The organism is Salipiger thiooxidans (genome assembly GCF_900102075.1).
Classification (GTDB): domain Bacteria; phylum Pseudomonadota; class Alphaproteobacteria; order Rhodobacterales; family Rhodobacteraceae; genus Salipiger; species Salipiger thiooxidans.
In genome coordinates, this window is record NZ_FNAV01000010.1 from 192261 (window position 1) to 216332 (window position 24072).

Here is a 24072-nt window from a genome sequence, read left to right on the forward strand (position 1 = left end):
CGGCCTCAGTTCGCTGCCGCGAGATGCCCGCCCTGCCGCGCCGCCTCGAACTCCTCGGGGCCGAGCAACCCGTCGCCGTCTCGGTCGAGGAACATGAACCCGTCGGTCGAGACCTCGGGCCAGACCGCCTGGATCTCGAACAGCGTAAGCACGCCGTCACCGTTGATGTCCACACTGTCCTGCGCGGCGGCGGCGCCGGCGAACGTTGCGAACAGGATCAGGGTCAGGGTCTTCCTTGTCATGCAGGTGGTCTCCGGCAAGATGGGCCATCCGGGCAAGCCCTGCCCCATTAGGCCAAGCCTCGCGGCGCCCGTCCATGCCCGCACGAGAGGCGCGCGGCGGGGCGCCGAAACCGCTGAAGTGCATGGGCAACACCCCGCGCAACCTGAACGTTTGCCAGAGGGGTCGGCGGAAATCCCCGCCCCGAACCCCCGCAGCTGCCGCAAAACCCGGCACACCCTCACGCGCAAGACAAAGGGCGCGCCGCAACCGCGACGCGCCCCGATCCGGCCCCGGGCTCAGCCCGGCGCCTGGACGTCGTGAACCCTCAGAGCGAGGCTTCGTAGATCTTGCCAATGTTGCTGCCGAGCAGAGCGTTGAAGTCGTCGTCCGACTGCTTCTTCGACAGGCCCTCGGCCAGCGCGCGGCTGAAGGAGGCAATCATCTTCGGCTGACGGGCGAGCTTTTCGCAGGCGTCATCGGTGGTGTAGCCACCGGAAAGCGCCACGACACGCACCACGCGCGGATGGTCGGCGAGGTCGTCGTAGAGACCGTCGACGGTCGGAATGGTGAGCTTCAGCATGACGTCGATGCCTTCGGGCAGCGCGTCTAGCTGGGCCTTGATCGCATCCTTGAGGAGCGACTCGGCGGCTTCCTTGGTCGGCGAGTTGATGTCGACCTCGGGCTCGATGATCGGCACGAGACCTGCGGCGACGACGGTCTTGCCGACCTCGAACTGCTGGTCGACGACGGCCTTGATGCCCTCGGCGTTGGCGGCATGGATCACCGAACGCTCCTTGGTGCCGAAGATGCCGAAGGTTTCCTTGGCTTCCTTCAGCAGCTCCTCGAGGCCGGGCATCGGCTTCATCAGCTGCACGTCATTGGCCTTGTCCTCGAGACCCTTGTCGATCTTCAGGAAGGGCACGACGCCGCGCTTTTCCCAGAGGTACTGGGCGGTGGGGAGACCGTCGATCTCGCTGCGCATGGTGCGTTCGAACAGGATCGCGCCAAGCACCTTGGAATCGGTGAACGCGGGCGATGTGATGATGCGCGAGCGCATCTTGTGGATCTCGCCGTACATCTCGGCTTCGCCGTTGTATTCGTCTTCTTCGACGCCGTATTGCTTCAGCGCCTTGGGGGTGGATCCGCCAGACTGATCAAGCGCTGCAATGAAGCCATTGCCGGTCGCCATCTTCTTCTTCTGGTCTTCGAAAACGGTCATGAGGAACCTCTCTCCCATGCTGGAAATGCCTGTTGCGAAAGGCATAGACCAAGGTTTCGGGATTGGGTAGGTGGTGCCGCCGGGTTTAACGCTAACGTCACACGTTACCGCTTATCGACGCGCAGATGTATGCCGTCCCGGGCGCGCACCGTGAGAAAGGCGACGGGCTCGGGCACCCTGCCCTCGACCGGCGACAGCCTGAGGTCGCGCAGGATCAGCGAGAGCATCAGCACCCCCTCGACCATCGCGAAGCCCGCGCCGGTGCAGACCCGCGGCCCGGCCGAGAACGGCATGTAGGCCTCGCGCTGGCACTGGCGTCCGTTCCCGGTGCCCCAGCGCGCCGGGTCGAAGCCGTGCGGGTTCTCCCACAACCGCTCGTGGCGGTGCTGGTGCCACGGGCTCAGCACCACCTGCGAGCCCGGCTTCAGCGCGCGGTCGCGGAAGCGCTCGGGGCGGCTCGTCTCGCGCACCATCATCGGCACCGGCGGGTAGAGCCGCAGCGTCTCGCGGAAGACATCGCGCGAGATCCTGAGCCGCGCGATGTCGGAAAACGCGGGGACCTCGCCCAGCACCTGCGCCTCTTCCGCCAGCCGCGCCTGCCAGTCGGGATGCGTCGCCGCAAGATAGAAGGCCCAGGCCAGCGCCGAGGCGCTGGTCTCGTGCCCGGCGAGGAAGAAGATCGCCACCTGGTCGACCATCTCCTCGGTCGAGAAGGTCTCGCCGGTCTCGGGGTCGCGGGTGGTCATGATCTTGGTGGCAAGATCGTCCGGCGCGGTGCCGGCGCGGATCTCGGCCATGCGGCGTTCGGTCAGCTCGGTGATCAGCGCCCGGATGCGCCGCGCGGCGGCCCGCGTGCCGGGCCGGTGGAAACGCGGCAGCCAGCGCGGCAGCGGCACGAAGGCCGCGAGGTTGAGGATCGGCTGGGTGCGCTGGTAGGTGCGGAACTCGTGGAAGACCTGCGCCGCCAGCGCGTCCTCGATGGGGATCGAAAAGAGCGTGCGGAAGATGATGTCGGCAGCGGCGTGGCTGGTCTCTTCCTCGATCTCCACCTCCTCGCCCGCCCGCTCTGCAAGCCGCGCCAGCGCCGCCTGCGCCGCGTCCCACATCGCCGGGTAGGTCTCGCGCAGGCGGCCGCCCTCGAAAGCCGGGTCGATGATGCGCCGCTGGCGCTGCCACTGCGCGCCATTGGTCAGGAACACCGACGCGCCCAGCAGCGGCCGCAGCCCCTCGGACACCCGCCCGGACTTGGGAAAGTCCAGCGGCCGGTCCTTCAGCACGGTCTTCACCAGCTCGGGCTGGTTCACGAGGTAGGAGTGAAAGAACGGCGTGCGGAACTCGGCCATCCACGCCCGGTAGAGCCGCGCCGGCTGGGCCGAGAGGATGTCCTGCCGGAACAGGCGGAGGTAGCGCAGGAGCGAGACCTTCTCGGGCCGCGCGGCGGGTTTCGGCGGGATCATGCGGCGGCGGTGGAGGTCGCGGTGAACTTGGACACCGGCACGTCAATGCGGCTGGCGGAGGGCGGGCGCCCGGCATAGCGCGTGGCAAGGCTCAGCGGGCCCGCGGTGATCCGGAAGTAGTCGTAATCGAGCGGCCGGTCGAAGGCGCAGAGATACTGGAAGTGCAGCCGGAAGAAGCGCCAGCGCAGCGCCTTCCAGCGCTCGGGGCTGAGCGACCGGGTGAACTGCGCCGAGAACACCAGTGGCCAGCGCCGGCCCTCAGGGGCAACCCCCGAGACCGCGACCGGATCGCAGAGCGCGAAGGCGCAGCCGTCGCCCGGCGCGGTCACGTCGACCCAAGTCAGCTCGTCCCGCGCCGAGAGAAAGGCGAGGTCCGCCCGCAGCCGGTGCGCCTCGCGCAGGAAGGACACCATCGGCACCACCTGCCCGAGGCTCAGGAAGGCCAGCCGTGGCCCCCGCGCGGGCACCCTGCCCTGACGGATGAGATCGGCGAGGACCGAGACCGCCAGATGCGCGCCCGAGCTGTGGCCGACCACCAGCACCTCGTCAGCGTCGCTCTCGAGCGCCTCGGCGATGATGTCGGTGAACCGGGCCATGCGCGCCCCAAGCTCGGGCGGGTTGGCGCCGCGGTACTGGGCGGAATAGGCGTAGTCGTGCATGAGGTAGTAGGCGTAGAGCTTGCCGTCTTTTGCTTTGAACCAACGCAGCAGCGCCACCGCCGCGACGATGCCTGCGCCCGCGCCTACGAGCCGGGTCGCGATCCCCGCCCAAGGCGCGAGCAGTCCCGCCAGCGCGCAGACCAGCCAGCCGGTCAGGATCGCGGCAAGGAGCTGCAGCAGCAGCATCCCCACCGGGTAGAGCGCCGCGATCACCGGCCCCTTGCGCAGCCGCATCAGCCGCCGCAGCGCGCCGGTGGCGATGTATTCCCACGCCGTCCGCACCAGCTGGAGATAGGTGCCGGGGATGGTGTTGGACATGCTGTCGCGCACGATGTCGGACCAGACCAGCACCTCGACCGCGGCCTCGACTTCGACCCCGTCGATCCGGGCCGAGACCTGCCAGCCGTAGGGACCGCCCGGGCGCTTGGGCGTCAGCGCCAGCTCGTAGCCCGAGATCGCCGCCTGCGCGGCGCCCTCCTTGCGGTAAAGCTCACGGTAGCGCCTTGGGTGAATCGGGTCGTAGCCCGGGATGTAGAACACCCGGCGTCGGGACACCTCCTGCCCCGGCTGGCCCTTTGATGGGAGATCCTGCGGGTCTTCGCCCATTCCCTCGCCCCTTCTGTCGCGACCCTCGCCCTAGCATGGGGTTTGGGCAAGACTGTGGCGCCCGGCCGTCGATCTTGCTCCGGCTGCCCCTGCGACGCACTTGGCGCAAGGACCGGCCGGGGATCAGGCGGGATCAGCCGAGCTCGCCCAGTGCCGGGAAGGTCTCGAGCAGCCAGAAGGAGAAGGCCGAAAAGGCGCCGGTGAGCAGCATCAGGCCGACCGCGACCAGCAGCAGCCCCATGACCTTCTCGATGAGCCCCATGTGGCGCTTGATCCGGTTCATCAGCCCCATGGCGCGGCTCAGGAAGATGGCGGCCAGCAGGAACGGCAGTCCCAGACCCGCCGCGTAGACCGCCAGCAGCGCGGTGCCGCGCGCGATCGAGGCCTCGGAGGCCGCCATCGACAGGATCGCGCCCAGCTGCGGCCCGATGCAGGGGGTCCAGCCGAAGGCGAAGGCGAGCCCGAGGATATAGGCGCCGAAGGCCGAGCCACCGGTGTCGCCGGTCTCGATCCGCGCCTCACGGTCGAGGAAGGGGATGCGAAAGACGTGCAGGAAGTGCAGGCCGAAGACGATCACCACAACGCCCGAGATCCGCGCCAGAAGCAGCTGGTTCTGCAGGAAGAACGTCCCGAGCCACGAGGCGGTGAAGCCGAGCAGCACGAAGACGGTCGACAGCCCCAGCACGAAGAACAGCGCGGCGGTGAAGGCGCGCAGCCGGGCGCGGCCGCCGGCTTCCATCTCGGCGAGGCTCACCCCCGACATGAAGGCGAGATAGGGCGGCACGATTGGCAGCACGCAGGGGCTCAGGAACGAGATGACCCCGGCGAAGAGCGCCACGAACATCGCCGGCAGCAGGCTGGCGTCTATGATGTCGATTCCGAACATATCGCATGGGTAGAAGATAACGGCACCCGCGTCACGCGGCGCGAGGTCACATCCCCGTGGAAAGCCGTGGCGTGGTGTATCGGTGTGGCGCTTGGAAGGCTTCGGCCAACGGGCAGCGCGTTCCCCTGTCTCGCCGGAAAGCCCCGCCCGGCCTGGCTTGACCTTGCCAGTAGATCCGCCCGTGTCGCACAGGTGTGCCGTAACGCACTCGCACCAATGCGCCGCAAAGCAGAAAGGCCCCGGACTGGGTCCGGGGCCTTCGTGCGTTCAGGTATCAGGCGATCCGCGCCGGGTCAGCGACCGACCGACCACCAGCCGCGCCGCTTGGGCTTGTCGTCAGCATCGGCACTTGCGCCTTCGGTGACGGACTCGGGCTGCGGCTCTTCCGCGGGGGTCTCGTCGACGGCAACGTCTGCCGGAGCCTCTTCCGAGGTCTCTTCGGCTGCCGCTTCCGGTGCCGCCTCGGGCTCGGCCTCGGCCACCTCTTCGGCAACCGGTGCTGTCTCCTCGACGGGCGCGGCCTCGGCCACCTCGGACTCCGCCGGCGCTTCCGCGGCGACGGGCTCGGGCGTCTCGGTTGCGGCCTCCGCCTCGGGTGCCTCGGCGACGGGCTCTGCCACCACCTCTGCCACCGGCTCGGCGGGCTCTGCGACGGGCTCGACCGTTTCGGCAACAGGCTCGGCCTCGGCGACCGGCGCGGCCTCGACGGCTTCGGGAGCCGCTGCGACCTCGGGCTCCGAGGCCTCGGCAGCAGGCGCCTCGGGCGCTTCGACCACGGCGGCCGCTTCAGGCTCGCTGGCCGGATCCGCCTCGGCGGTTTCCGTCACCTCTTCGGTCTTCTTGGCGCGGGAGCGCGACCGCGAGCGGGTGCGCTTGGGCTTGGCGGGCGCTTCCTCCTCGGCCGGAGCGGCCTCGGGGGTCTCGGCGGCCGGGGCCTCCTCGGGGGCTTCGGTCACAACCTCGGCCGCTGCCTCTGCCGCGACCGGGGTGGCCGGCGCTTCCGCCGTCACCTCGTCCGACGCGTCGGCATCGCCGTTGTCGTTACCCTCGTCCGAGCCATCGCTCTCGCCGTTCTCGTCGTTCTCGCGCGACTTCGAGCGCGAGCGACGCCGACGCCGGCGGCGCTTCTTGGGCTTGTCGTCGTCGTCCTGCTGGGTCGGGGTCTCGACCGTGGTCTCCTCCTCGACCTCCTCGACCTCCTCGACTTCCGCCTCGAGCGCGTCCTCGTCGACCTGGTCCATCAGCGTGGTGTCGACCGACACCACCGGCGCCACGACCTCGGGCACGTTGCGCGTCGCGGTCTTGAACTTCTCCATCGAGAAGTCCGGCGAGACCAGATGCGTGTCGCCTTCGATGCGCACGGCCATGCCGTAGCGCCCCTCGATCATCGCGACATGCTCGCGCTTCTGGTTCATCAGGTAGTTTGCGATGCCCACCGGCACCTTGACCAGAACCTCGCGCGAGCGGCGGCGGGTGCCCTCTTCCTCGATCTGGCGCAGGATGTTCAGCGCCATGTTGTCGTCCGAGCGGATCAGGCCGGTGCCGTGGCAGGCCGGGCACGGCTGCGTGGTGGCCTCGATCATGCCCGGGCGCAGACGCTGGCGCGACATCTCGAGCAGGCCGAAGCCCGAGATCCGGCCCACCTGGATGCGGGCCCGGTCGGTCTTGAGCTTGTCCTTGAGCTTCTTCTCGACGGCGGCGTTGTTCTTGCGCTCTTCCATGTCGATGAAGTCGATGACGATCAGACCGGCAAGGTCGCGCAGACGCAGCTGTCGGGCCACCTCCTCGGCGGCCTCGAGGTTGGTCTTGAGCGCGGTCTCCTCGATCGAGCCTTCCTTGGTGGCCCGGCCGGAGTTCACGTCGATGGCCACCAGCGCCTCGGTCACGCCGATGACGATGTAGCCGCCGGACTTGAGCTGGACCGTCGGGTTGAACATCGAGCTGAGGTAGCTCTCGACCTGGTAGCGCGCGAAGAGCGGCATCGGGTCGGCGTAGTGCTTCACGTTCTTCGCGTGGGACGGCATGATCATCTTCATGAAGTCCTTGGCGATGCGGTAGCCGCGGTCGCCTTCCACGTGAACCTCGTCGATCTCGCGATTGTAGAGGTCGCGGATCGAGCGCTTGATGAGGTCACCCTCCTCGTAGATCTTGGCGGGCGCGATGCTTTGCAGCGTGAGGGCGCGGATCTGCTCCCACAGGCGCTGGAGGTACTCGTAGTCGCGCTTGATCTCGGTCTTGGTGCGCTTGGCGCCAGCGGTGCGGATGATCAGGCCCGCGCCCTTGGGCACGTCGATCTCGGCGGCGATCTGCTTAAGCTTGGAGCGGTCGGTGGTGTTGGTGATCTTGCGCGAGATGCCACCGCCACGGGCGGTGTTCGGCATCAGCACACAGTAGCGGCCGGCCAGCGACAGGTAGGTGGTCAGCGCGGCGCCCTTGTTGCCACGTTCTTCCTTGACGACCTGCACCAGCATGATCTGGCGCACCTTGATGACTTCCTGGATCTTGTACTTCCGCGGGCGCGGCTTGCGCTTGGGGCGGATGTCTTCCTCGGTGTCATCGTCGGCCACGGATTCGATGCTGTCGTCGCCGGAGACGTGATCGTCCTCGTCGTCGTCCTCATCCTCGTCGTCGGCCTCGGTGTCGCGAGCCTCGGGTGCCTCGTCCTCGTCCGCGATCGCCTCGGCAGCCGCCTCGTCGGACGCGGCCTCTTCGGTTGCGGTCCCGGTGGTCACGATGTCTTCGCTGTCGCCGGATTCGGGCGCGTCGGCGGGCTCGGCCACGGGGGCCTCGTCCACCAGCACCATGGGCGACAGACCCTCGGCGGTGTCCTCGCCGTGCTCCTCGTCACCAAGGTCGATGGTCTCCATCCCCTTGATCTCGGAGACGTCCGCCGAGGTGGTCTTGTCGTCGCTGCGGGTCTTCTCGGCCTTGGACCGGGTGCGCGAACGGGACCGGCGCGACCGCGTGGAGCGCGCGCGCGACTTTTCCTTCTCGTCGTCCTCGTCATCGGCCTCGGCGGCAAGCGCGGCCTCTTCCTCCATCAGCGCCTGACGGTCGGCGACGGGGATCTGGTAGTAATCCGGGTGGATCTCCGAGAAGGCGAGGAAGCCGTGACGGTTCCCGCCGTAATCCACGAAGGCCGCCTGCAGGGACGGCTCGACGCGCGTCACCTTGGCGAGATAGATGTTGCCGGCTAGCTGACGCTTGTTTTCCGACTCGAAGTCGAATTCCTCGACCTTGTTTCCGTCGACCACCACGACGCGGGTCTCTTCCGCGTGGGTGGCGTCGATGAGCATTTTCTTTGCCATGTTGTCCGTCTGCACGGCGCAAGCGCCCCTCCTCCACCGGGAGGGGGACGAAGGGGAGTTGCGGCGTGGCTTGTCTGGGCGAGTTGCGGCGCGCAGGCACGGGAAGACGCTTGGTCTTCGCCCTGGTGCCTCGTCTGCGTCGCACGCTTCATCGCGGTTCTTCTCCGACGCTGGCACGGACCTTGCCGCGCTGCGCCTGTTATCTGCCCGCAACCGTGAGGCGGTCCGGGCGGTCTTCGGGTGGCCTTTCGGCCCGATCGGTCTGCACCGGGTCCTTGTCGGGGACGCGCCGGCGCAGCGAAACTCTCTGGCATCGCCAAGCATTATGGGAGGCCTGACAGCCAGCATAAGGGAAGGGGTGTGGAAAAGACAATATGGAATGTGACAGTCGCGATTTTCCGCGCGCGAGGCGGCGCGCCGCCCCGATGCAACTCCCCGCCCGGTGCCGCGTTGGTCCCCGGGTGCTGCGCATCGCGGCGCCGTCTGACGAGAAGGAGCACGACATGATCCGCAAGAAGGGATCCGCGAACTGGAAGGGCAGCCTCAAGGAAGGCACCGGCACAATCTCGACCGAATCCGGCGTGCTGGACGAGGTGAACTACGGCTTCAACAAGCGCTTCGAGGGCGCGCCAGGCAGCAACCCCGAGGAGCTGATCGGGGCCGCACACGCGAGCTGCTTCTCGATGGCGCTGAGCATGGTGCTGGGCGAGGCCGGCTTCACCCCGGACGACATCTCGACCGTCGCCACCGTCTCGCTCGAGAAGAGCGACGCCGGCTTCGCGGTGACCGCGAGCCACCTCGACGTGACCGCCAAGGTGCCCGGCGCCACGGCCGAGCAGTTCGCCGAGGCGGCAGCGACGGCCAAGGAGAATTGTCCGATTTCGAAGCTTCTGAGCGCCGAGATCACCATGGACGCCACGCTGGCGTAACGGCGGCAAGGGGGCGCTGCCCCCTTCGCGCGCCGGGGCGCGCTCACCCCCGGGATATTTGAAGGCCAGTGGAAGACAGGGCGAAGCGCGCGCGTCTTCCACTGGTCCAAATGATACCCTCCGGAGGCCTCCGGCGTGTCAAATGGGCGCGGGACGTCAGCCGAAGGCCTTGAGGCGCCTGATCAGGCTCGAGGTGTCCCAGCGGCCGCCGCCCATCGCCTGCACGTCCTTGTAGAACTGGTCCACGAGCGCGGTGACGGGGAGCGGCGCACCGATCTCCTCGGCGGTGGCGAGGCAGATCGCGAGGTCCTTGCGCATCCAGTCGACCGCGAAGCCGTGCTCGAACTTGTCGTCGATCATGGTGCCGTAGCGGTTCACCATCTGCCACGAGCCGGCGGCGCCGCCGCCGATCACGTCGACCACAGCACGGCCGTCGATACCCGCCTTCTCGGCGAAGGCCAGCCCCTCGGAGAGGCCCTGTACCAGGCCCGCGATGCAGATCTGGTTGACCATCTTGCACTTCTGGCCGGCGCCGCTGTCGCCGATGCGGCGGCAGAGCTTCGAGTAGGCGTCGATGACCGGCTCGGACATGTCGTAGTCCGGCTGGTCGCCGCCGCACATCACCACGAGCTGGCCGCTCTCGGCCCCCGCCTGCCCGCCCGAGACCGGCGCGTCGACGAAACCGAAGCCGTTTTCCTTCGCGACTTCATAGAGTTCCGCCGTGACCTTCGAGCTCACCGTGGTGTGGTCGACGAAGATTGCCCCCTCGGACATGCCCGCGAAGGCACCGTCCTCGCCGAGGCAGACCGAGCGCAGGTCGTCGTCGTTGCCGACGCAGGCCATGACGAACTCGGCGCCCTCGGCGGCCTCGCGCGGGGTCGGCGCCATCTTGCCGCCGTGTTCGGTCGTCCAGGCCTCGGCCTTTGCGGCGGTCCGGTTGTAGACCGTGACCTCGTGACCGGCTTTCACCATATGCCCGGCCATGGGATATCCCATCACCCCGAGCCCAAGGAATGCGCATTTCGCCATGGTTCAACCCTCCGTTATCGCTGACGTTGGCTGTGTTGTCGCCGCTCCCCCGGGCCTTGGCAAGGGGGCGGCCACGCGGTAAGCCCGCCCGAAGACCGGTGAACGGGGAAATCCTGATGGCGACACTCTTCCGATGGCTCCTGAGGCTCGCGTCCACGGCGATCCTTCTCTCCGTCGTCGTGGTGGGTCTGGTCTACTACCTCGCCTCGCGGTCGCTGCCGGATTACGACAAGGACCTGACCGTCGCCGGCATCGGCGCCGAGGTCGATATCGTGCGCGACAATGCCGCCGTGCCGCACATCTTCGCCGCCTCCGACGAGGACGCCTATTTCGGGCTGGGCTATGCCCATGCGCAGGACCGGCTCTGGCAGATGGTGCTCATGCGGCGCACCGTGCAGGGGCGGCTCTCGGAGATCTTCGGGCGGCGCACGCTCGAGACCGACATCCTGATGCGCAGGCTTGACCTCTACCCGCTCGCCACCCGCTCGGTCGCCTCGCAGACGCCCGAGACGCTGGCGGCGCTCCGCGCCTATTCCGCCGGGGTGAACGCGCGCATCACCGAGATCAACGAGCACAGCCTCGGGCGCGGCGCGCCGGAGTTCTTCCTCTTCGACGCACCCATCGCGCCGTGGCAGCCCGCCGACAGCATCTCGCTGGTCAAGCTGATGGCGCTGCAGCTCTCGGGCCAGTTCCGCGACGAGATCCTGCGCGCCCGGACCTCGCTGCTGCTGCCCGATCCCAAGCGGCTCGCCGACATCCTGCCCGACATCCCCGGCGCCGGCACCGCGGCCCTGCCCGACTACGCCAGCCTCTTTCCCGGCCTGAAAATGCCGCGCTACGCCGCGCGGGACCCCGGGACATCCCCCTACAAGGACCGGCTCTCGCCATTCGCCGAGCGCGGCTTCGCCGGCGCCTCCAACGCCTGGGCCGCGGCGCCCGCGCGCTCGGCCGGGGGCGGCACGCTTCTCGCCAACGACCCGCACCTGGGGTTCACCGCGCCCTCGACCTGGTATCTCGCGCGGCTCGAGCTGTCCTCGGGCGGCGTGATCGGCGCCACCGTGCCCGGCATTCCCGCGGTGATGCTCGGCCGGTCGCAGAAGCTGGCCTGGGGGCTGACCTCGTCCTACCTCGACGACCAGGACCTGCACATCGAGGAGCTGAACCCCGCGAACCCGCAGGAATACCGCACGCCCGACGGCTGGAAGCGCTTCCAGACCCGCCGCTCGATCGTCGAGATCCGCGGCGAGGCGCCGGTCACCGTCACCCTGCGCTGGACCGACAACGGCCCCGTCCTGCCCCGCACCCGCTTCGAGCTCGACGCCATCACGCCCCCGGGCCACGTGGTGTCGATGAACTGGACGGCGCTCTCGGGCAACGACACCTCGGTCAGCGGCGCGCTTCGCCTGATGGCAGCGGGCAGCGTGCAGGAGGCGCTCGACGAGGCGACACCGCTTTATGTCGCGCCGTCGCAGATGCTGACGCTGATCGACCGCGAGCACATCGCGATGAAGCTGATCGGCGCCATGCCCCTGCGCGATCCGGCCCACCAGAGCCAGGGCCGCATGCCCTCGCCCGGCTGGGTCGAGGCCAACCGCTGGCAGGGCGTCTTCCCCGACAGCGAGAACCCGGTCTGGACCGATCCCGACGGCGGCATCGTCGGCAACACCAACAACAAGATCATCGACCGCCCCTTCCCCGCCCATGTCAGCTTTGACTGGGGCGACAGCCAGCGCGTGATGCGCTGGAGCCAGCTCATGCAGGGGCGGCAGGTGCACACCCGCGACAGCTTCATCGAGGCGCAGCTCGACACCGTGTCGCCGGCGGCGCGCACCCTGCTGCCGCTCATCGGTCGCGACCTGTGGTTCACCGGCGAGGCCGCGCCCGAGGGCACGCCCGAGCGTCAGCGCCAGCGTGCGCTCGAACTGCTGGCCGACTGGAACGGCGAGATGAACGAGCACCTGCCCGAGCCGCTGATCTACGCAGCCTGGGTCCGGGCCCTGCAGGAGCGCCTGATTCGGGACGAGCTCGGCCCGCTGGCCGACGCCTACAGCCACGTCGAGCCGCTGTTCATCGAGCGCGTGTACCGCGACGTGGACGGCGCCAGCGCGTGGTGCGACGTGATCCGCTCGGTCGCGGTCGAGAGCTGCTCGGACATTGCCCGCATGGCGCTCGACGATGCGCTGGTGTGGATCTCCGAGCGCTACGGCACCGCGCTCGAGAGCCTGCGCTGGGGCGATGCGCACCAGGCGCTGCACCGGCACATGGTGCTGGGCGACATCCCGGTGCTGCGCTACTTCACCAACATCCGGCAGGCGACCTCGGGCGGCGACTTCACGCTCGAGCGCGGGCGCACCTCGGGCACCGATCCCGACCCGTTCACCAGCGTGCACGGCGCCACCTACCGCGGCGTCTACGATTTCGCCGACCCGGATTCCTCGGTCTTCATCACCTCGACCGGCCAGAGCGGCCACCTGCTGTCGCGGCATTACGACGACCTCGGCACGCTGTGGCGGCGCGGCGAGTACATCCCCATGTCGCTCGACGAGGACCTGGCACGGGCGGCCTCGATCGGCGTCACGCGGCTGCTCAGGAAGTAGCGCCGGGATGAGGGACGAGACCCATCTCGACCTCGCCACCGCCCGTGCGCTGGTGCGCGCGTCGCTGGCCGAGCGGCGCCCGGGCGCGCCGCACGGGCTGGGCAGCCTCGCGCCCGTCGACAAGCCGCGCCGGGCGCAGGTCTTCTGCGCCGCCCGGCCGGACGAGCGCATCGTGGTCAAGGTCTACGCCCCCGCTTGGGCCGACAAGGCCCGCGCACAGGTCGCGCGCCAGCGGGCGGTGGTGACAGCCCTGCCCGACGCCGCGCCCGAGGTGCTGTTCTTCGACGAGAGCAGGCTGGTGCTCGGCATGGCCTACGCCGATGGTCCGAGCCTCTCGGCGCTCTGGCCGCACCTGTCGGAGGCCGACCGCGCGACGCGTCTGCAGGCGGCGGGGCACTGGCTGCGGCGGCTGCACGGCACCAGCCTCGAGCCGCACCCCTTCCGTCCCAAGGGCCAGCTCGCGTGGCTGCAGAAGCTCATCATGCAACACGAGTTCGGCGGGCGGCTCATCCCCGATGTCGGGCAGTTCCGGCTCGAGGTCGCGGCGCTGGCCGAGCAGGTTCCAGAGGTGCGCGGCACGCCTTCGGTGCGCGCGGTGACCCATCGCGATCTACACCTGTCGAACCTGATGCTCACGCCCAACCGGCTGATCGGGCTCGATTTCGAGAACGACGCCCCGGACGAGCCGATGCGCGATCTCGTCGCGCTGCTGCTCGACGCGGTGGCCCATGGCGGCGGGCTCGAGCCGCTGTCCGAGGCGCTTGGCAAGGGCTACGGCATCACCGGCAGCATCGGTCCCGCGACGCTCTTCCTGCAGCGGCTCTTCGCGCTCGGGGTCTGGGCGGCGACGCCCCCGGCCCCCTCGCTGCGGCAGCGGGCGCGTTTCGTCGCGGCGCAACGCATCCTCTCGGCGCGGGCGCCCCTGCTGCCGGTCTGACGTTCAGGCAGCGTCGTCCGCCGTGGCCTCGCGCAGCGCCTTCGGCTTCAGCACCGCAAGCACCCCGGTCGCCAGCACGCCAAGCACCAGCGTCAGCACGCTTGCCAGCAGCACCGTCTCGACCCGCTCGGCGGCGACCGCGTCGATGTCCGAGATCAGCGAGAGCACCTCGAGGATGCTGAAGGTCATCAGGGCCGTGCCCGCGAAGCTGCTGCGCGGCAGCAACCGGAACGCCAGCGGAAAGATCACCAGGGCCAGCACGCCGGTCGCCGCCGCGGAAAGCCCGACCTGCGCCACCGCGACCGAGGCATAGGCGCCCAGAAGGGTCGCCAGCGTCCGCTTCAGGCTGCGCGAGAACAGCGCGCCATAGGGGGGCATCGACAGGATCACGAAGGTCAGCGGCAGCCAGAAGCCGTGATCGTCGAACAGTCTCTGCCCGAGCCAGACCGCGACCACGAGTCCGGTGCCGAAGACCGCGCCGAAGGTGAAGCTGTAGACCCGACTGCCCGCCGACACCGCGTCGAGCGTCCGCACCCGGCGTGCCAGCGAGGTGATGCCGATGCTCCAGATCATGCCGCCCAGATAGATGCCCAGAAGCAGCGGCAGGTTGTCCGAGGGGATCAGCGGCGCGGTGAACAGCGTCCATGTCAGCACCGCGCGCATGGCGGGCCTGGCAAGCTGGTGATGCGCGGCGATGGCGGTCATCACCGCAAGGCAGCCCGCCGTCATCAGCGCCATGACCGGATCGGCGATGGCGACCATGCCTCCGAGCCCGGTCGCGATGGTCGCAAGCAGTGCCACCGGCGCCCCGCCCTCGCGGCTGGCAAGATGCGCGGGCATGGAGGCGGCGAAGGCGCCCATCCCGATGGGTCCGAAGAGCAGCACCGCCACGACCACCGGCAGCACGACGGCCACCAGCATCACGCCGATGTCGGTCCAGCGCATCGGCGCAGGCCCGTCAAGGAACCACGCCGAGACCCGTTCGCCGATGCTCATGCCCTGTCTCTTTCCGAAAAACCGTGCCGTTCCCGAAACCCTAGCACGAACGGCGCAGGCCACCAGCCCGCGCCGCTGTCATGGATACTCGGCGATTTCAGAGGCTCTGGAACTGCGCCCGGTCCTTTGCGGACCAGCGCACGCGAACGACGAAGCCGTCCTCTTCCTGCCGCTCGTCCGTTACCAGCCCCTTGCCGAAGAGCCACGACCGGCGACGCCCCTCGTCGAACCCGAGCAGGAGCTCTTCCTCGACCGTCTCGCCCTGCAGCAGGTCGGTCACCGCACGCAGCATCACGTCGAGCCCGTCGCCGGTCAGGGCCGAGACGGCGTAGACCTGCTCTTCGCGCTCGGCCCGGGTCAGCAGCGCGTCGCGCTCGTCCGGGTGCAGGCGGTCGATCTTGTTCCAGACCTCGATGCGCGGCACCTCCTCGTCGAGGCCCAGCGAGGCGAGGATGGTCTCCACGTCCTCGGACTGCTCCTCGGTGTTGGGATGCGAAATGTCGCGCACATGCACGACAACGTCCGCGGCCAGAACCTCTTCGAGCGTGGCGCGGAAGGCCGCGACCAGTTCGGTCGGCAGGTCCGAGATAAAGCCCACCGTGTCCGACAGGATCACCTCGATGCCCGTGGGCAGCCGCACCGCGCGCATCGTCGGGTCGAGCGTGGCGAAGAGCATGTCCTTGGCCATGACCTCGGCCCCGGTCAGCCGGTTGAAGAGCGTCGACTTGCCGGCGTTGGTATAGCCCACCAGCGCCACGATGGGGAACGGCACCTTGGCGCGCGCCTTGCGGTGCAGGTCGCGGGTCTTGACCACGCGGTCGAGCTGGCGCCGCAGCCGCACGAGCTGTTCGTCGATGGCGCGGCGGTCGGCCTCGATCTGGGTTTCGCCGGGGCCACCGACGAAACCGAGCCCGCCGCGCTGCCGTTCGAGGTGGGTCCAGGCCCGCACCAGCCGGGTGCGCTGGTAGGACAGCGCCGCCATCTCGACCTGCAGCACGCCCTCGCGGGTGGCGGCACGGTCCGAGAATATCTCGAGGATCAGCCCGGTCCGGTCGAGCAGCTTGACCTTCCACTGCTTCTCGAGATTGCGTTGCTGCACCGGGCTCACGGGGCCGTCGACGAGCACCAGCTCGACCTCGGCCTCCTCGAAGAGCGTCTTCAGCTCCTCGATCTTGCCGGTGCCGAAGAGGTGGCCGGGGTGCGGATCGCGCACCGGCACGACGGCGCTGCCCACGACCTCGAGGTCGGGGAGCGCGACTGCCAGCGCGACAGCTTCCTCGAGCGCCATCTCCGCGTCGCGGCGATCACGATCCGAGCGGATGTCGGGATGCAGGACCCAGGCGCGGGTCACATGCGTTGCATGTTCTTTCAATCGTTGCCGTCGCCGTCATACAGGTTGATCGGCTGCGACGGCATGATCGTCGAGATCGCATGCTTGTAGACAAGCTGCGACTGCCCATCCCGGCGCAGAAGCACGCAGAAATTGTCGAACCAGGTGATGACGCCCTGCAGTTTAACCCCGTTGATCAGGAAGACAGTGACCGGAACCTTGGTTTTGCGGACGTGATTGAGGAACGCGTCCTGAAGATTTTGTCTGTCCGAAGCCATTGAATTTGCCTTTATTCTTGCCCTTTGCCGCCGGGCGGCCTTCGCTCTTTCGGGCGAGTATGTATCGCCAAAGGAGGAACTTCCAGTGCAAAAATCCGGGCCTTGGCGGATGTGCACGCTGCCTGTGCGCGCTGCCCACACGGAAGGCAGATGGCCCGGACGGCGTGTCAGTCGCGCCAGATGCCCGGGGTGAGAAGCACGATGATCGCCATCAGCTCGAGCCGCCCCAGCACCATCGCCGCGCAGAGCGTCAGCTTGACCCCGTCCCCCAGCGCGCCGAGGTCCACCGGCATCTCGGCGGCGGCGCGGATCAGCGGGCCGCAGTTGGTGAGGCCGGCAATGGTCAGCACCATGGCGTTCTCGAAATCGATGCCGAAGAGGCTGAAGATCAGCGAGAAGGCGGCGATGGACATTGCGAAGAGCATGAAGAACACCCACGCGATGAACGCCCCCTGCCGCCGCATCCTGCGCGCCATCGGGCCCGAGCGACCGATGGAGCTCGGGTGCACCAGCTTCTCGAGCTCGCGCTTGCCCGCGAGGTAGAGCGCGTAGATCCGCAGGAGCTTCACGCCGCCCGCGGTGGTGGCGACACCACCGCCCATGATCGCGAGCCCCATGAGGATGAGCCCCGGGGTCGGCAGGCCCGACCAGCTCTGGGCCTCGGCCCAGTCGCTGCTGACGAAGCCCGTGGTCGACAGGAACGAGAGCGCGGTGAACACCCCGCCCCAGAGCGCCCGCAGCCCCAGCGCGAGGTTCTGTTCGCCGCCCACGTCGAAGGCGGCGATCCAGTGCCGCACGAACAGCACCAGCGGCACGAGGATCGCGATCGAGATGCCCATACGGAACTCGGGGTCCTCGCGCAGGCCCGGGCGATAGGACGCCCCGGTGTCGCCCGAAAAGGTCAGCCGCGACAGTGCGAAGAACAGGAAGCAGAAGATGATCATCTCGCCCGCGATGCCCGAACCCGCGTTGATCGGGCCGCCGACCGATGAGATCCCCGAGGTCGAGAGCGTCGACATGGCGTGGATCAGCGCGGTCAGCGGCAGGTCCCCCGCCACCATCAGCATGATCCACAGCGCCAGCGTCAGCCCCGCGTAGATCGGCACCAGGACCCGCGCCGCGAGCCCGAGCCGCTGCGCGGGGTCGCGCATGTCGCGCCTCGCGGCGCCCGCGTCGACGCTCTGGCCGGGCTCACCGCGGGCGGTGATCTCGAATCCGCCCAGCGTCAGCGGGGCAAGGATCGCCGCCGCGGCGATCCACATCAGCAGCCCGCCGAGCCACGCCACCTGCGCCCGCCAGAGATGCTCGGCCGAGGACAGGCGCGACGGGTCGAAGAGCGTGGCACCGGTCGTGGTGAGGCTCGAGACCATCTCGAAGAAGGCGTTCATGAAAGTGGTGGTGCGCACCGCCTCGTGGAACGGCACCGCCAGCAGCGCCGGCAGGAACACGAAGGCGCCCATCAGCGCGAAGAGCTGGCGCGAGGCCGAGCGGTTGTGCCGCCGCGTGGCCTGCGCGATGGCCACCAGCGCGGTCAGCACGACGCCGACGATGGCCGCGTAGAAGAAGCTGCGCGCGTCGTGGAATTCTTCCTCGGCCAGCGCCACCGCCGCCGGCAGCATCATCGAGGCGCTGGCAATTCCCGTCAGCAACAGGAAGAGCGGCATGCGGTAGAGGGTGCGCATCGGTCAGAAGAAGTCGATCGAGACCTGCAGCAGGCGCTCGACCTCCCGCACATCCTTGGTCAGGGCGAAGATCACCACGCGGTCGCCGTCCTCGATGCGCAGGTCGCCGGCGATCTTGACCACCTTGTCGCCCTTACGCACGGCGCCGATCAGCACGCCCTCGGGGAAGTCAATGTCGCGCACCAGCTTGCCCGCCATCGACGAGGTCGACAGCACCTCGGCCTCGATCACCTCGGCCTCGGCGTCGCCGATCGAGTAGACCGAGCGCACGCGCCCGTGGCGGATGTGACGCAGGATAGAGCTCACCGTGGTGGCGCGCGGGTTGATCCAGGCGTCGACGCCCAGCGGCTCCATCAGCGGGATCAGCGTCGGGTCGTTGACCAGCGCGATGGCCATGGGGCAGCCCTCGGCCTTGGCGCGCACGGCGGCGAGCATGTTGGTCTTGTCGTCGTCGGTGACGCAGAGCACCGCGTCGGCGCGGTCGATACCCGCCTCGGCCAGCAGCGCGCTGTCGAGCCCGTCGCCGTGCAGCACGATGGTGCGCTCGAGCGCGTCGGCGGCGATCTCGGCGCGCTTGCGGTCACGCTCGATGACCTTGGCGCGGATGCGCTCGGTGCGTTTCTCGAGGGCGCTCGCCACGGCGAGACCGACGTTGCCGCCGCCGATCACCACGACGCGCTCCTGCTTGCGCTGCGACTTGCCGAAGATCTCGAGCGTCCGGCGCACGTCGTCGCCGTGGCTGATGACATAGCAGGAATCGCCCACGAAGAGCTGGTCGCCGGGCTCGGGCGCGAAGAGCGTGCCCTCGCGGCGGATGCCCACCACCACGGCGCGCAGGGTCGAGAACAGATCCGACAGCTGCCGCAGCGGCGTGTTCACGATCGGGCAGTGTTCGTCGATGGTGAGGCCGAGCAGATGCGCATCGCCCTGCAGGAAGCGCTCGGTGTCGAAGGCCGCGGGGGCCTCGAGCCGCTGCTGCGCCGCCTCTGCGACCTCCTTCTCGGGCGAGATCACCACGTCGATGGGCATGTGGTCGCGCCGGTAGAGGTCGGAGTAGATCGCGGTGAGGTAGGATTGCGACCGCAGCCGGGCCACCTTGCGCGGGATCGCGAAGATCGAGTGGGCCACCTGGCAGGTGACCATGTTGACCTCGTCGGAATGGGTCGCGGCGATGATCATGTCGGCATCGCGCGCGCCGGCCTTCTCGAGCACGTCCGGGTAGGACGCGAAACCCGCGATGCCCTGCACGTCAAGCGTATCGGTGGCGCGGCGCACCAGGTCGGGGTTGTTGTCGACCACGGTGACGTCGTTCCGCTCCCCCGAGAGGTGCCGCGCGATCTGCCAGCCGACCTGCCCGGCCCCGCAAATGATGACCTTCATGCGTTCCTTGCCCCTGGTCCTGTCTTATGCGTGGCATGACACGCGCTTGCGGGACGGTCAACGCCCGAGGGGCGGGCCGGGACGGCGCCAACGGCGCTGGCGCGAGGGCCCGCGCCCCATGTCGTCCGGGGGTCACCGGGCCGGACGGACGGCAGCGCTCAGCCCTGTTGCGCGAGCGCGCGGGCCTTCCATTCGCGGGTCCAGGCCCGCACCGCCTCGCGGCTTTCCCAGCTGTAGCGGTCGTCCTCGCCCACACGCGCCGTGTAGAGCCGCCCCTGTCCGATGCGCCACGGATCGAGGATCAGCCCGCTGTCCCAGGGCTGGCCATCGGCGGTCACGATGACGGTCGCATGCTCGAGCTTGATGTTGCGCGCGTTGGCGATGGCGCGGTGGATGTCGAGCGTGCGGAAGCCCTCGGCGTGCAGCGCGATCTCCATGGCGTCGGCCCAGTCCTGGCACACGCCCTTCTCGCGGAAGCCGTTGACAACCTTGACGTTGTGGACGAGCGGCGCGTCCACAACCTGCCATTCGCGCGCCCAGTCGAGCGGCTTCAGCACCGCGATGCGGGCGGCGCGGGCGGCCTCGTCCGGATCGACGCCCGGTCCAAGGGCGCGCAGCGCTTGCGTGACTTCGGCGATCTGCGCCTCCAGCGCGTCGCGGTCCTGTGCCGGGGCCACGGCCGGCCCGCCGGTCTGGGTCGAGACCGAGGGGGCCGAGCAGCCCCCCAGCAGGCCGAGCGAAAGCGCCAGCGCCCCGGCCATGTATCCCACGCGCCCGAAGGCAGCCCTTGTGCGCATGATGTCAGCCGACCTTCTGCACCTGGTCCTCGTCCACGTAGGCCAGCCGGCCTCCGGACTTGGCGCCGGTGACCACGCCCAGCGACTTCAGCTTGCGGTGCAGCGCCGAGCGCTCCATGCCCACGAAGGCGGCAGTGCGCGAGATGTTCCCGCCGAAGCGGTTGATCTGGGTGAGCAGGTATTCCCGCTCGAAGGCCTCGCGCGCCTCGCGCAGCGGCAGGGTGGCCAGTGTGCCCGAAAGCACCACGCGGCCTTCCTCGTCGCCACCCGAGGGCGCCTCCTGCGGCAGCTCGCGCGCCTCGATGGGCCCGGTCCCCTCGCCGAGGATCAGCACCCGTTCCACGAGGTTCTTGAGCTGGCGCACGTTGCCCGGCCAGATCATCGTCTGCATCAGCGCCACGGCGTCTTCGGACAGGCGGCGCAACGGCAGGCCCTGCGACTTGTTGCAGGCGTCGATGAAGTACTCTGCCAGCAGCGGGATGTCCTCGCGCCGGTCCTCGAGGCTCGGCACCGCGATCGGCACCACGTTGAGCCGGTGGTAGAGTTCCTGCCGGAAGCGGCCCGAGGCGATCTCGTCCTCGAGTTCGCGGTTGGTCGAGGAAATCACCCGAAGGTCCACCCGCACCTTGTCCGAGCCGCCCACGCGGGTAAAGCTCTGGTCCACCAGCACCCGCAGGATCTTGGACTGGGTGCCGAGCGGCATGTCCGCAACCTCGTCGAAATAGACCACCCCGCCGTGCGCCTGCTCGAGCAGCCCCGGCTCGATGCCACGCTCGGCGGTCTCGCGGCCGAAGAGCACCTCTTCCATGGTCTCGGGCTCGACGCCGGCGCAGTTCACCGTGACGAAGGGCCCCTGCGCACGGCCGGAATGTGCGTGGATGTAGCGCGCCGCCACCTCCTTGCCCGAGCCCGCGGGACCGGACAGCATCACCCGGCCGTTGGACTTGGTGACCTTGTCGAGCTGGCCCACGAGGGCGCGGAAGGCGGGGCTTTCGCCCACCATCTGGCTGACCTCGGTCTCGCGCCGCTTCAGCTTGTTGTTCTCGCGCCGGAGCCGCGACGTCTCCATCGCGCGCCGGATCACCACCAGAAGCTGGTCGATGTTGAACGGCTTCTCGATGAAATCGTAGGCACCCTGCTTGATCGCCGCGACGGCGATCTCGATGTTGCCATGCCCCGAGATGATGATGATCGGGATATCCGGATTGTCCCGCTTCACCGTCTTGAGGATGTCGATGCCGTCCATCTTGCTGTCCTTCAGCCAGATGTCGAGGATCAGCAGGCCGGGAGGCTCGGCGTTCACTTCCGCCATGGCCTCGGTGGAGTTTGCCGCCAGTCGCGTGGTGTAGCCTTCGTCCTCGAGGATGTCCCCGATCAGCTCGCGAATGTCGCGCTCGTCGTCGACGATCAGGATATCGCTCATGTCTGCCCCTCTAGTTCGGTAATCACTCTGGTCATGTGTGCCGGCCGTGCCGGCGCCAGCCCGAGCGGCAGACGGACCACCGCCATCGCCCCGGCATGGGAGGCGCCGTCGAATACGGGCGCATCCTCGAGAGCGAGGCTGCCGCCATGCTCTTCGATGATCTTCTTCACGATGGGCAGGCCGAGGCCGGTGCCCTTGTCGCGGGTTGTCACATAGGGCTCGAAGAGCCGTGCCCGGTCCTCGGGCAGGCCGATGCCGTTGTCCGCGATGCGGATCTCGGCACGGCCGTCGCGCTCGGCGAGGCTGACGCGGATCTCGGGGCTGTAGCCCTCGGGCGCGCCCTTCTCGGTCAGGCTCTCGATGGCCTCGCCGGCGTTCTTGATGAGGTTGGTCAGCGCCTGCCCGATCATCGTGGCGTCCAGCTCGGACGGCATCTCGTTGTCGGGAAGGTCAATCACGAAACGCACGTCGGGCTGGCCGGTCTCCTGCAGCAGCACCGCACCGCGCAGCAACGAGACCACGTCCTCGGGTTTGCGGTCGGGCTCGGGCATTCGCGCGAACTTGGAAAACTCGTCGACGATGCGGCGCAGGTCCTCGGTCTGGCGCACGATGACCTCGGTCATCTGGTCCAGCTTCACGGCATCCTCGCCCTCGAGCTGGCGGCCGAACTTGCGCTTGATGCGCTCGGCCGAGAGCCGGATCGGGGTCAGCGGGTTCTTGATCTCGTGGGCGATGCGGCGCGCCACGTCGCCCCAGGCGGCCATGCGCTGCGCGCTCACGAGGTCGGTGACGTCGTCGAAGGCCACCACGAAGCCTTCGAGCGAGCCGTTGGCGCGACGCCGCACCGACATGCGCACCAGAAGGTGTTCGAGCCGGCCCTCGCGGCTCACCTTCACCTCTTCCTGCGCGGTCTCCTGCCCGGTGTCGCGCAGCTTCTCGAAAAGCGCGCCGAACTCGGGCACGGCGACGGTGATCGGCACTTCGGACTTGGTCTCCTGCCAGCCGAGCAGGCGCTCGGCCGAGCGGTTGACGAAGGTGACGCGGCCACTGTCGTCGAGCCCGACGACGCCCGAGGTCACCGAGGACAGCACGCTGTCGAACAGCCGCTGGCGGCGTTCGATCTGGCGGGTGTTTTCGAGCAGCGTCTCGCGCTGCCCCTTCAGCTGGCGAGTCATCTGGTTGAAATAGCGCCCGAGCATTGAGATCTCGTCATCGCCCTCTTCCTCGATCACCTGCACCTCCAGATCGCCCGCGCCGACGCGCTGCGCGGCACCGGCAAGGCGGCCCACGGGACGGGCGAGGCGCTCGGCGAACCACAGGCCCAGCCAGATCGCGGCAAGGATCAGCAGCACGGCGAAACCGAGGTAGAGCAACGCGAAGTCGAAAAGCCTGCGGCCCCGTTCGCTTTCCTGCTGCTGATAGAACTGCGCAGTGGCCTGCGTCTGGTCGAGCAGGTTCAGCAGGTTCCCGTCGACCTCGCGGCTGACATAGAGGTAGCGGTCGGCGAAGGCGTCGAGCGGGATCAGCGCCCGAAGCTCGTGGTTGTCCCAGTCGGGGACCATGACCACGCCCTGTTCGTCCGCCTGCGCAAGCTGCGCGATGGTGGGCTGCTCGTAGTCGAAGAGGTAGGAGCGTTCGCCGCGGGCCCGGATCTCGCCCGCGCCGTCGATGACATAGGCCTCGCGCAGGCCGCGCTGGATCTGGCCCTGCCCCTGCCCGAGGATCTGGCGGATGTCGCCGTCATCGAGCGCGAAATTGGCGCGGCGGGCGGCGTCGATGAAGCGGGCCAGCGCCTCGACATCCTCGGCCAGCCCGTGGCGCTGCTCGGCCTCGTAGGCCTCGGCGGCGGCGAGCGAGGCGCCCACCACGTTCTGCACCCGGCTCGAGAACCACGTCTCGAGGCCGATGTTGATGGTCAGCACGGCGAAGACGGCAACGGTCACGGTGGGCAGAAGCGCCATAAGCGCGAAAACGCCTGTGAGCCGCAGGTGCAGGCGGGATCCTGCCGACTGCGCCCGCCGGTCGGCCACCATGCGGGCGACACGGGCCAGAACCAGCGTCGCCAGCAGCAGCACGTAGACCAGATCCGCCAGCAGCACGAGTCGCAGGCTGAGCTCGGAGCCGTTGCCGGTCTCGAGCGGACCAAGCACCATGAACGTTGCCAGCGCCAGCGCCGGGCCCAGAAGCACCAGCCCCAGCGCTGCAACGGTCTGGACCCGCCGCTGACGCCGAATGCGCATCAGCCGGTTCCACGTCGCGCGATGCACGACAGATTTCCGTGCCCGGGTGGCCACAGACCTACCTCGCCTTGATGTGCTGCTCGTGGCAGCGGACCGC

General features: G+C 68.7%; 18 protein-coding genes. 3 read left to right on the top strand and 15 right to left on the bottom strand.

The genetic code is table 11. The annotated features are described in order from the left end of the window. Positions 1-5 precede the first annotated feature (5 nt). From BLQ77_RS16485 to BLQ77_RS16510, 6 genes are all read right to left on the bottom strand, one after another. Positions 6-242 (bottom strand): EF-hand domain-containing protein, encoded by a 237-nt coding sequence (locus BLQ77_RS16485; RefSeq protein WP_089961159.1) that lies wholly within the window; start codon positions 240-242, stop codon positions 6-8. A 305-nt stretch (positions 243-547) separates the two neighbouring features. Next, positions 548-1441, bottom strand: coding sequence for a fructose bisphosphate aldolase (locus tag BLQ77_RS16490; protein ID WP_008885109.1), 894 nt, complete (start codon positions 1439-1441; stop codon positions 548-550). Positions 1442-1545: 104 nt separating this feature from the next. After that, on the bottom strand, positions 1546-2898 hold the full coding sequence (locus BLQ77_RS16495; RefSeq protein ID WP_089961161.1) for a cytochrome P450: 1353 nt from the start codon (positions 2896-2898) through the stop codon (positions 1546-1548). Then, on the bottom strand, positions 2895-4163 hold the full coding sequence (locus BLQ77_RS16500; RefSeq protein ID WP_089961163.1) for a hypothetical protein: 1269 nt from the start codon (positions 4161-4163) through the stop codon (positions 2895-2897). The genes BLQ77_RS16495 and BLQ77_RS16500 overlap by 4 nt, the downstream gene beginning before the upstream one ends. Positions 4164-4296: 133 nt before the next feature. After that, a complete protein-coding gene (locus BLQ77_RS16505; protein ID WP_008884719.1) occupies positions 4297-5049 on the bottom strand; it encodes a cytochrome c biogenesis CcdA family protein in 753 nt (250 codons plus the stop codon). Positions 5050-5342: 293 nt separating this feature from the next. After that, positions 5343-8357 (bottom strand): Rne/Rng family ribonuclease, encoded by a 3015-nt coding sequence (locus BLQ77_RS16510; RefSeq protein ID WP_089961284.1) that lies wholly within the window; start codon positions 8355-8357, stop codon positions 5343-5345. A 503-nt stretch (positions 8358-8860) separates the two neighbouring features. On the opposite strand from BLQ77_RS16510, the gene BLQ77_RS16515 reads away from it, so the two are divergent. Further along, complete coding sequence (locus tag BLQ77_RS16515; protein WP_008883862.1) at positions 8861-9286, top strand: OsmC family protein; 426 nt, start codon at positions 8861-8863, stop codon at positions 9284-9286. A 156-nt stretch (positions 9287-9442) separates the two neighbouring features. Here BLQ77_RS16515 and BLQ77_RS16520 read toward each other — a convergent pair whose 3' ends face one another. Then, positions 9443-10315, bottom strand: a complete 873-nt coding sequence (locus BLQ77_RS16520) for an NAD(P)-dependent oxidoreductase (protein WP_089961166.1) — start codon at positions 10313-10315, stop codon at positions 9443-9445. A gap of 116 nt (positions 10316-10431) precedes the next feature. Between BLQ77_RS16520 and BLQ77_RS16525 the strand changes: the two genes are divergently transcribed. Both BLQ77_RS16525 and BLQ77_RS16530 read left to right on the top strand, forming a co-directional pair. Next, entirely contained in the window at positions 10432-12912 is a 2481-nt protein-coding gene (locus BLQ77_RS16525; protein ID WP_089961168.1) for a penicillin acylase family protein, read from the top strand. 7 nt (positions 12913-12919) lie between these two features. Continuing rightward, positions 12920-13849 (top strand): phosphotransferase family protein, encoded by a 930-nt coding sequence (locus BLQ77_RS16530; RefSeq protein ID WP_089961171.1) that lies wholly within the window; start codon positions 12920-12922, stop codon positions 13847-13849. A 3-nt stretch (positions 13850-13852) separates the two neighbouring features. Here BLQ77_RS16530 and BLQ77_RS16535 read toward each other — a convergent pair whose 3' ends face one another. The 8 genes from BLQ77_RS16535 to BLQ77_RS16570 form a co-directional block, all read right to left on the bottom strand. Continuing rightward, positions 13853-14845, bottom strand: coding sequence for an FUSC family protein (locus BLQ77_RS16535; protein WP_008884912.1), 993 nt, complete (start codon positions 14843-14845; stop codon positions 13853-13855). Positions 14846-14942: 97 nt separating this feature from the next. Beyond that, positions 14943-16196, bottom strand: a complete 1254-nt coding sequence (hflX, locus tag BLQ77_RS16540; RefSeq protein WP_008885595.1) for a GTPase HflX — start codon at positions 16194-16196, stop codon at positions 14943-14945. A 17-nt stretch (positions 16197-16213) separates the two neighbouring features. Then, positions 16214-16453 carry an RNA chaperone Hfq gene (gene hfq / locus BLQ77_RS16545; RefSeq protein ID WP_007800966.1) on the bottom strand — a complete coding sequence of 80 codons (240 nt, stop codon included), beginning with the start codon at positions 16451-16453 and terminating at the stop codon, positions 16214-16216. A gap of 167 nt (positions 16454-16620) precedes the next feature. Beyond that, complete coding sequence (locus BLQ77_RS16550; protein ID WP_089961174.1) at positions 16621-18135, bottom strand: TrkH family potassium uptake protein; 1515 nt, start codon at positions 18133-18135, stop codon at positions 16621-16623. 3 nt (positions 18136-18138) lie between these two features. Beyond that, positions 18139-19515 carry a Trk system potassium transporter TrkA gene (trkA, locus tag BLQ77_RS16555; RefSeq protein ID WP_089961177.1) on the bottom strand — a complete coding sequence of 459 codons (1377 nt, stop codon included), beginning with the start codon at positions 19513-19515 and terminating at the stop codon, positions 18139-18141. A gap of 158 nt (positions 19516-19673) precedes the next feature. Continuing rightward, a complete protein-coding gene (locus tag BLQ77_RS16560) occupies positions 19674-20312 on the bottom strand; it encodes a hypothetical protein (RefSeq protein WP_242661748.1) in 639 nt (212 codons plus the stop codon). 4 nt (positions 20313-20316) lie between these two features. Next, positions 20317-21735 (bottom strand): nitrogen assimilation response regulator NtrX, encoded by a 1419-nt coding sequence (gene ntrX, locus BLQ77_RS16565; RefSeq protein WP_008884959.1) that lies wholly within the window; start codon positions 21733-21735, stop codon positions 20317-20319. Then, the gene (locus tag BLQ77_RS16570; protein ID WP_089961290.1) at positions 21732-23975 is read right to left on the bottom strand and encodes a sensor histidine kinase; all 2244 of its coding nucleotides are present in this window, start codon (positions 23973-23975) and stop codon (positions 21732-21734) included. The genes ntrX and BLQ77_RS16570 overlap by 4 nt, the downstream gene beginning before the upstream one ends. Between the last annotated feature and the right edge of the window lie 97 nt (positions 23976-24072).

What these genes read in the sequence shown, in the direction of transcription:
- BLQ77_RS16505 (WP_008884719.1), bottom strand. Translation starts at nt 5,049, where the DNA reads ATGTTCGGAATCGACATCATAGACGCCAGCCTGCTGCCGGCGATGTTC.
- hfq (WP_007800966.1), bottom strand. Translation starts at nt 16,453, where the DNA reads ATGGCTTCGGACAGACAAAATCTTCAGGACGCGTTCCTCAATCACGTC.
- ntrX (WP_008884959.1), bottom strand. Translation starts at nt 21,735, where the DNA reads ATGAGCGATATCCTGATCGTCGACGACGAGCGCGACATTCGCGAGCTG.
- BLQ77_RS16495 (WP_089961161.1), bottom strand. Translation starts at nt 2,898, where the DNA reads ATGATCCCGCCGAAACCCGCCGCGCGGCCCGAGAAGGTCTCGCTCCTG.
- BLQ77_RS16515 (WP_008883862.1), top strand. Translation starts at nt 8,861, where the DNA reads ATGATCCGCAAGAAGGGATCCGCGAACTGGAAGGGCAGCCTCAAGGAA.
- BLQ77_RS16530 (WP_089961171.1), top strand. Translation starts at nt 12,920, where the DNA reads ATGAGGGACGAGACCCATCTCGACCTCGCCACCGCCCGTGCGCTGGTG.
- trkA (WP_089961177.1), bottom strand. Translation starts at nt 19,515, where the DNA reads ATGAAGGTCATCATTTGCGGGGCCGGGCAGGTCGGCTGGCAGATCGCG.
- BLQ77_RS16570 (WP_089961290.1), bottom strand. Translation starts at nt 23,975, where the DNA reads ATGCGCATTCGGCGTCAGCGGCGGGTCCAGACCGTTGCAGCGCTGGGG.
- BLQ77_RS16500 (WP_089961163.1), bottom strand. Translation starts at nt 4,163, where the DNA reads ATGGGCGAAGACCCGCAGGATCTCCCATCAAAGGGCCAGCCGGGGCAG.
- BLQ77_RS16485 (WP_089961159.1), bottom strand. Translation starts at nt 242, where the DNA reads ATGACAAGGAAGACCCTGACCCTGATCCTGTTCGCAACGTTCGCCGGC.
- BLQ77_RS16525 (WP_089961168.1), top strand. Translation starts at nt 10,432, where the DNA reads ATGGCGACACTCTTCCGATGGCTCCTGAGGCTCGCGTCCACGGCGATC.
- BLQ77_RS16535 (WP_008884912.1), bottom strand. Translation starts at nt 14,845, where the DNA reads ATGAGCATCGGCGAACGGGTCTCGGCGTGGTTCCTTGACGGGCCTGCG.
- BLQ77_RS16490 (WP_008885109.1), bottom strand. Translation starts at nt 1,441, where the DNA reads ATGACCGTTTTCGAAGACCAGAAGAAGAAGATGGCGACCGGCAATGGC.
- BLQ77_RS16550 (WP_089961174.1), bottom strand. Translation starts at nt 18,135, where the DNA reads ATGCGCACCCTCTACCGCATGCCGCTCTTCCTGTTGCTGACGGGAATT.
- BLQ77_RS16520 (WP_089961166.1), bottom strand. Translation starts at nt 10,315, where the DNA reads ATGGCGAAATGCGCATTCCTTGGGCTCGGGGTGATGGGATATCCCATG.
- BLQ77_RS16560 (WP_242661748.1), bottom strand. Translation starts at nt 20,312, where the DNA reads ATGCGCACAAGGGCTGCCTTCGGGCGCGTGGGATACATGGCCGGGGCG.
- BLQ77_RS16510 (WP_089961284.1), bottom strand. Translation starts at nt 8,357, where the DNA reads ATGGCAAAGAAAATGCTCATCGACGCCACCCACGCGGAAGAGACCCGC.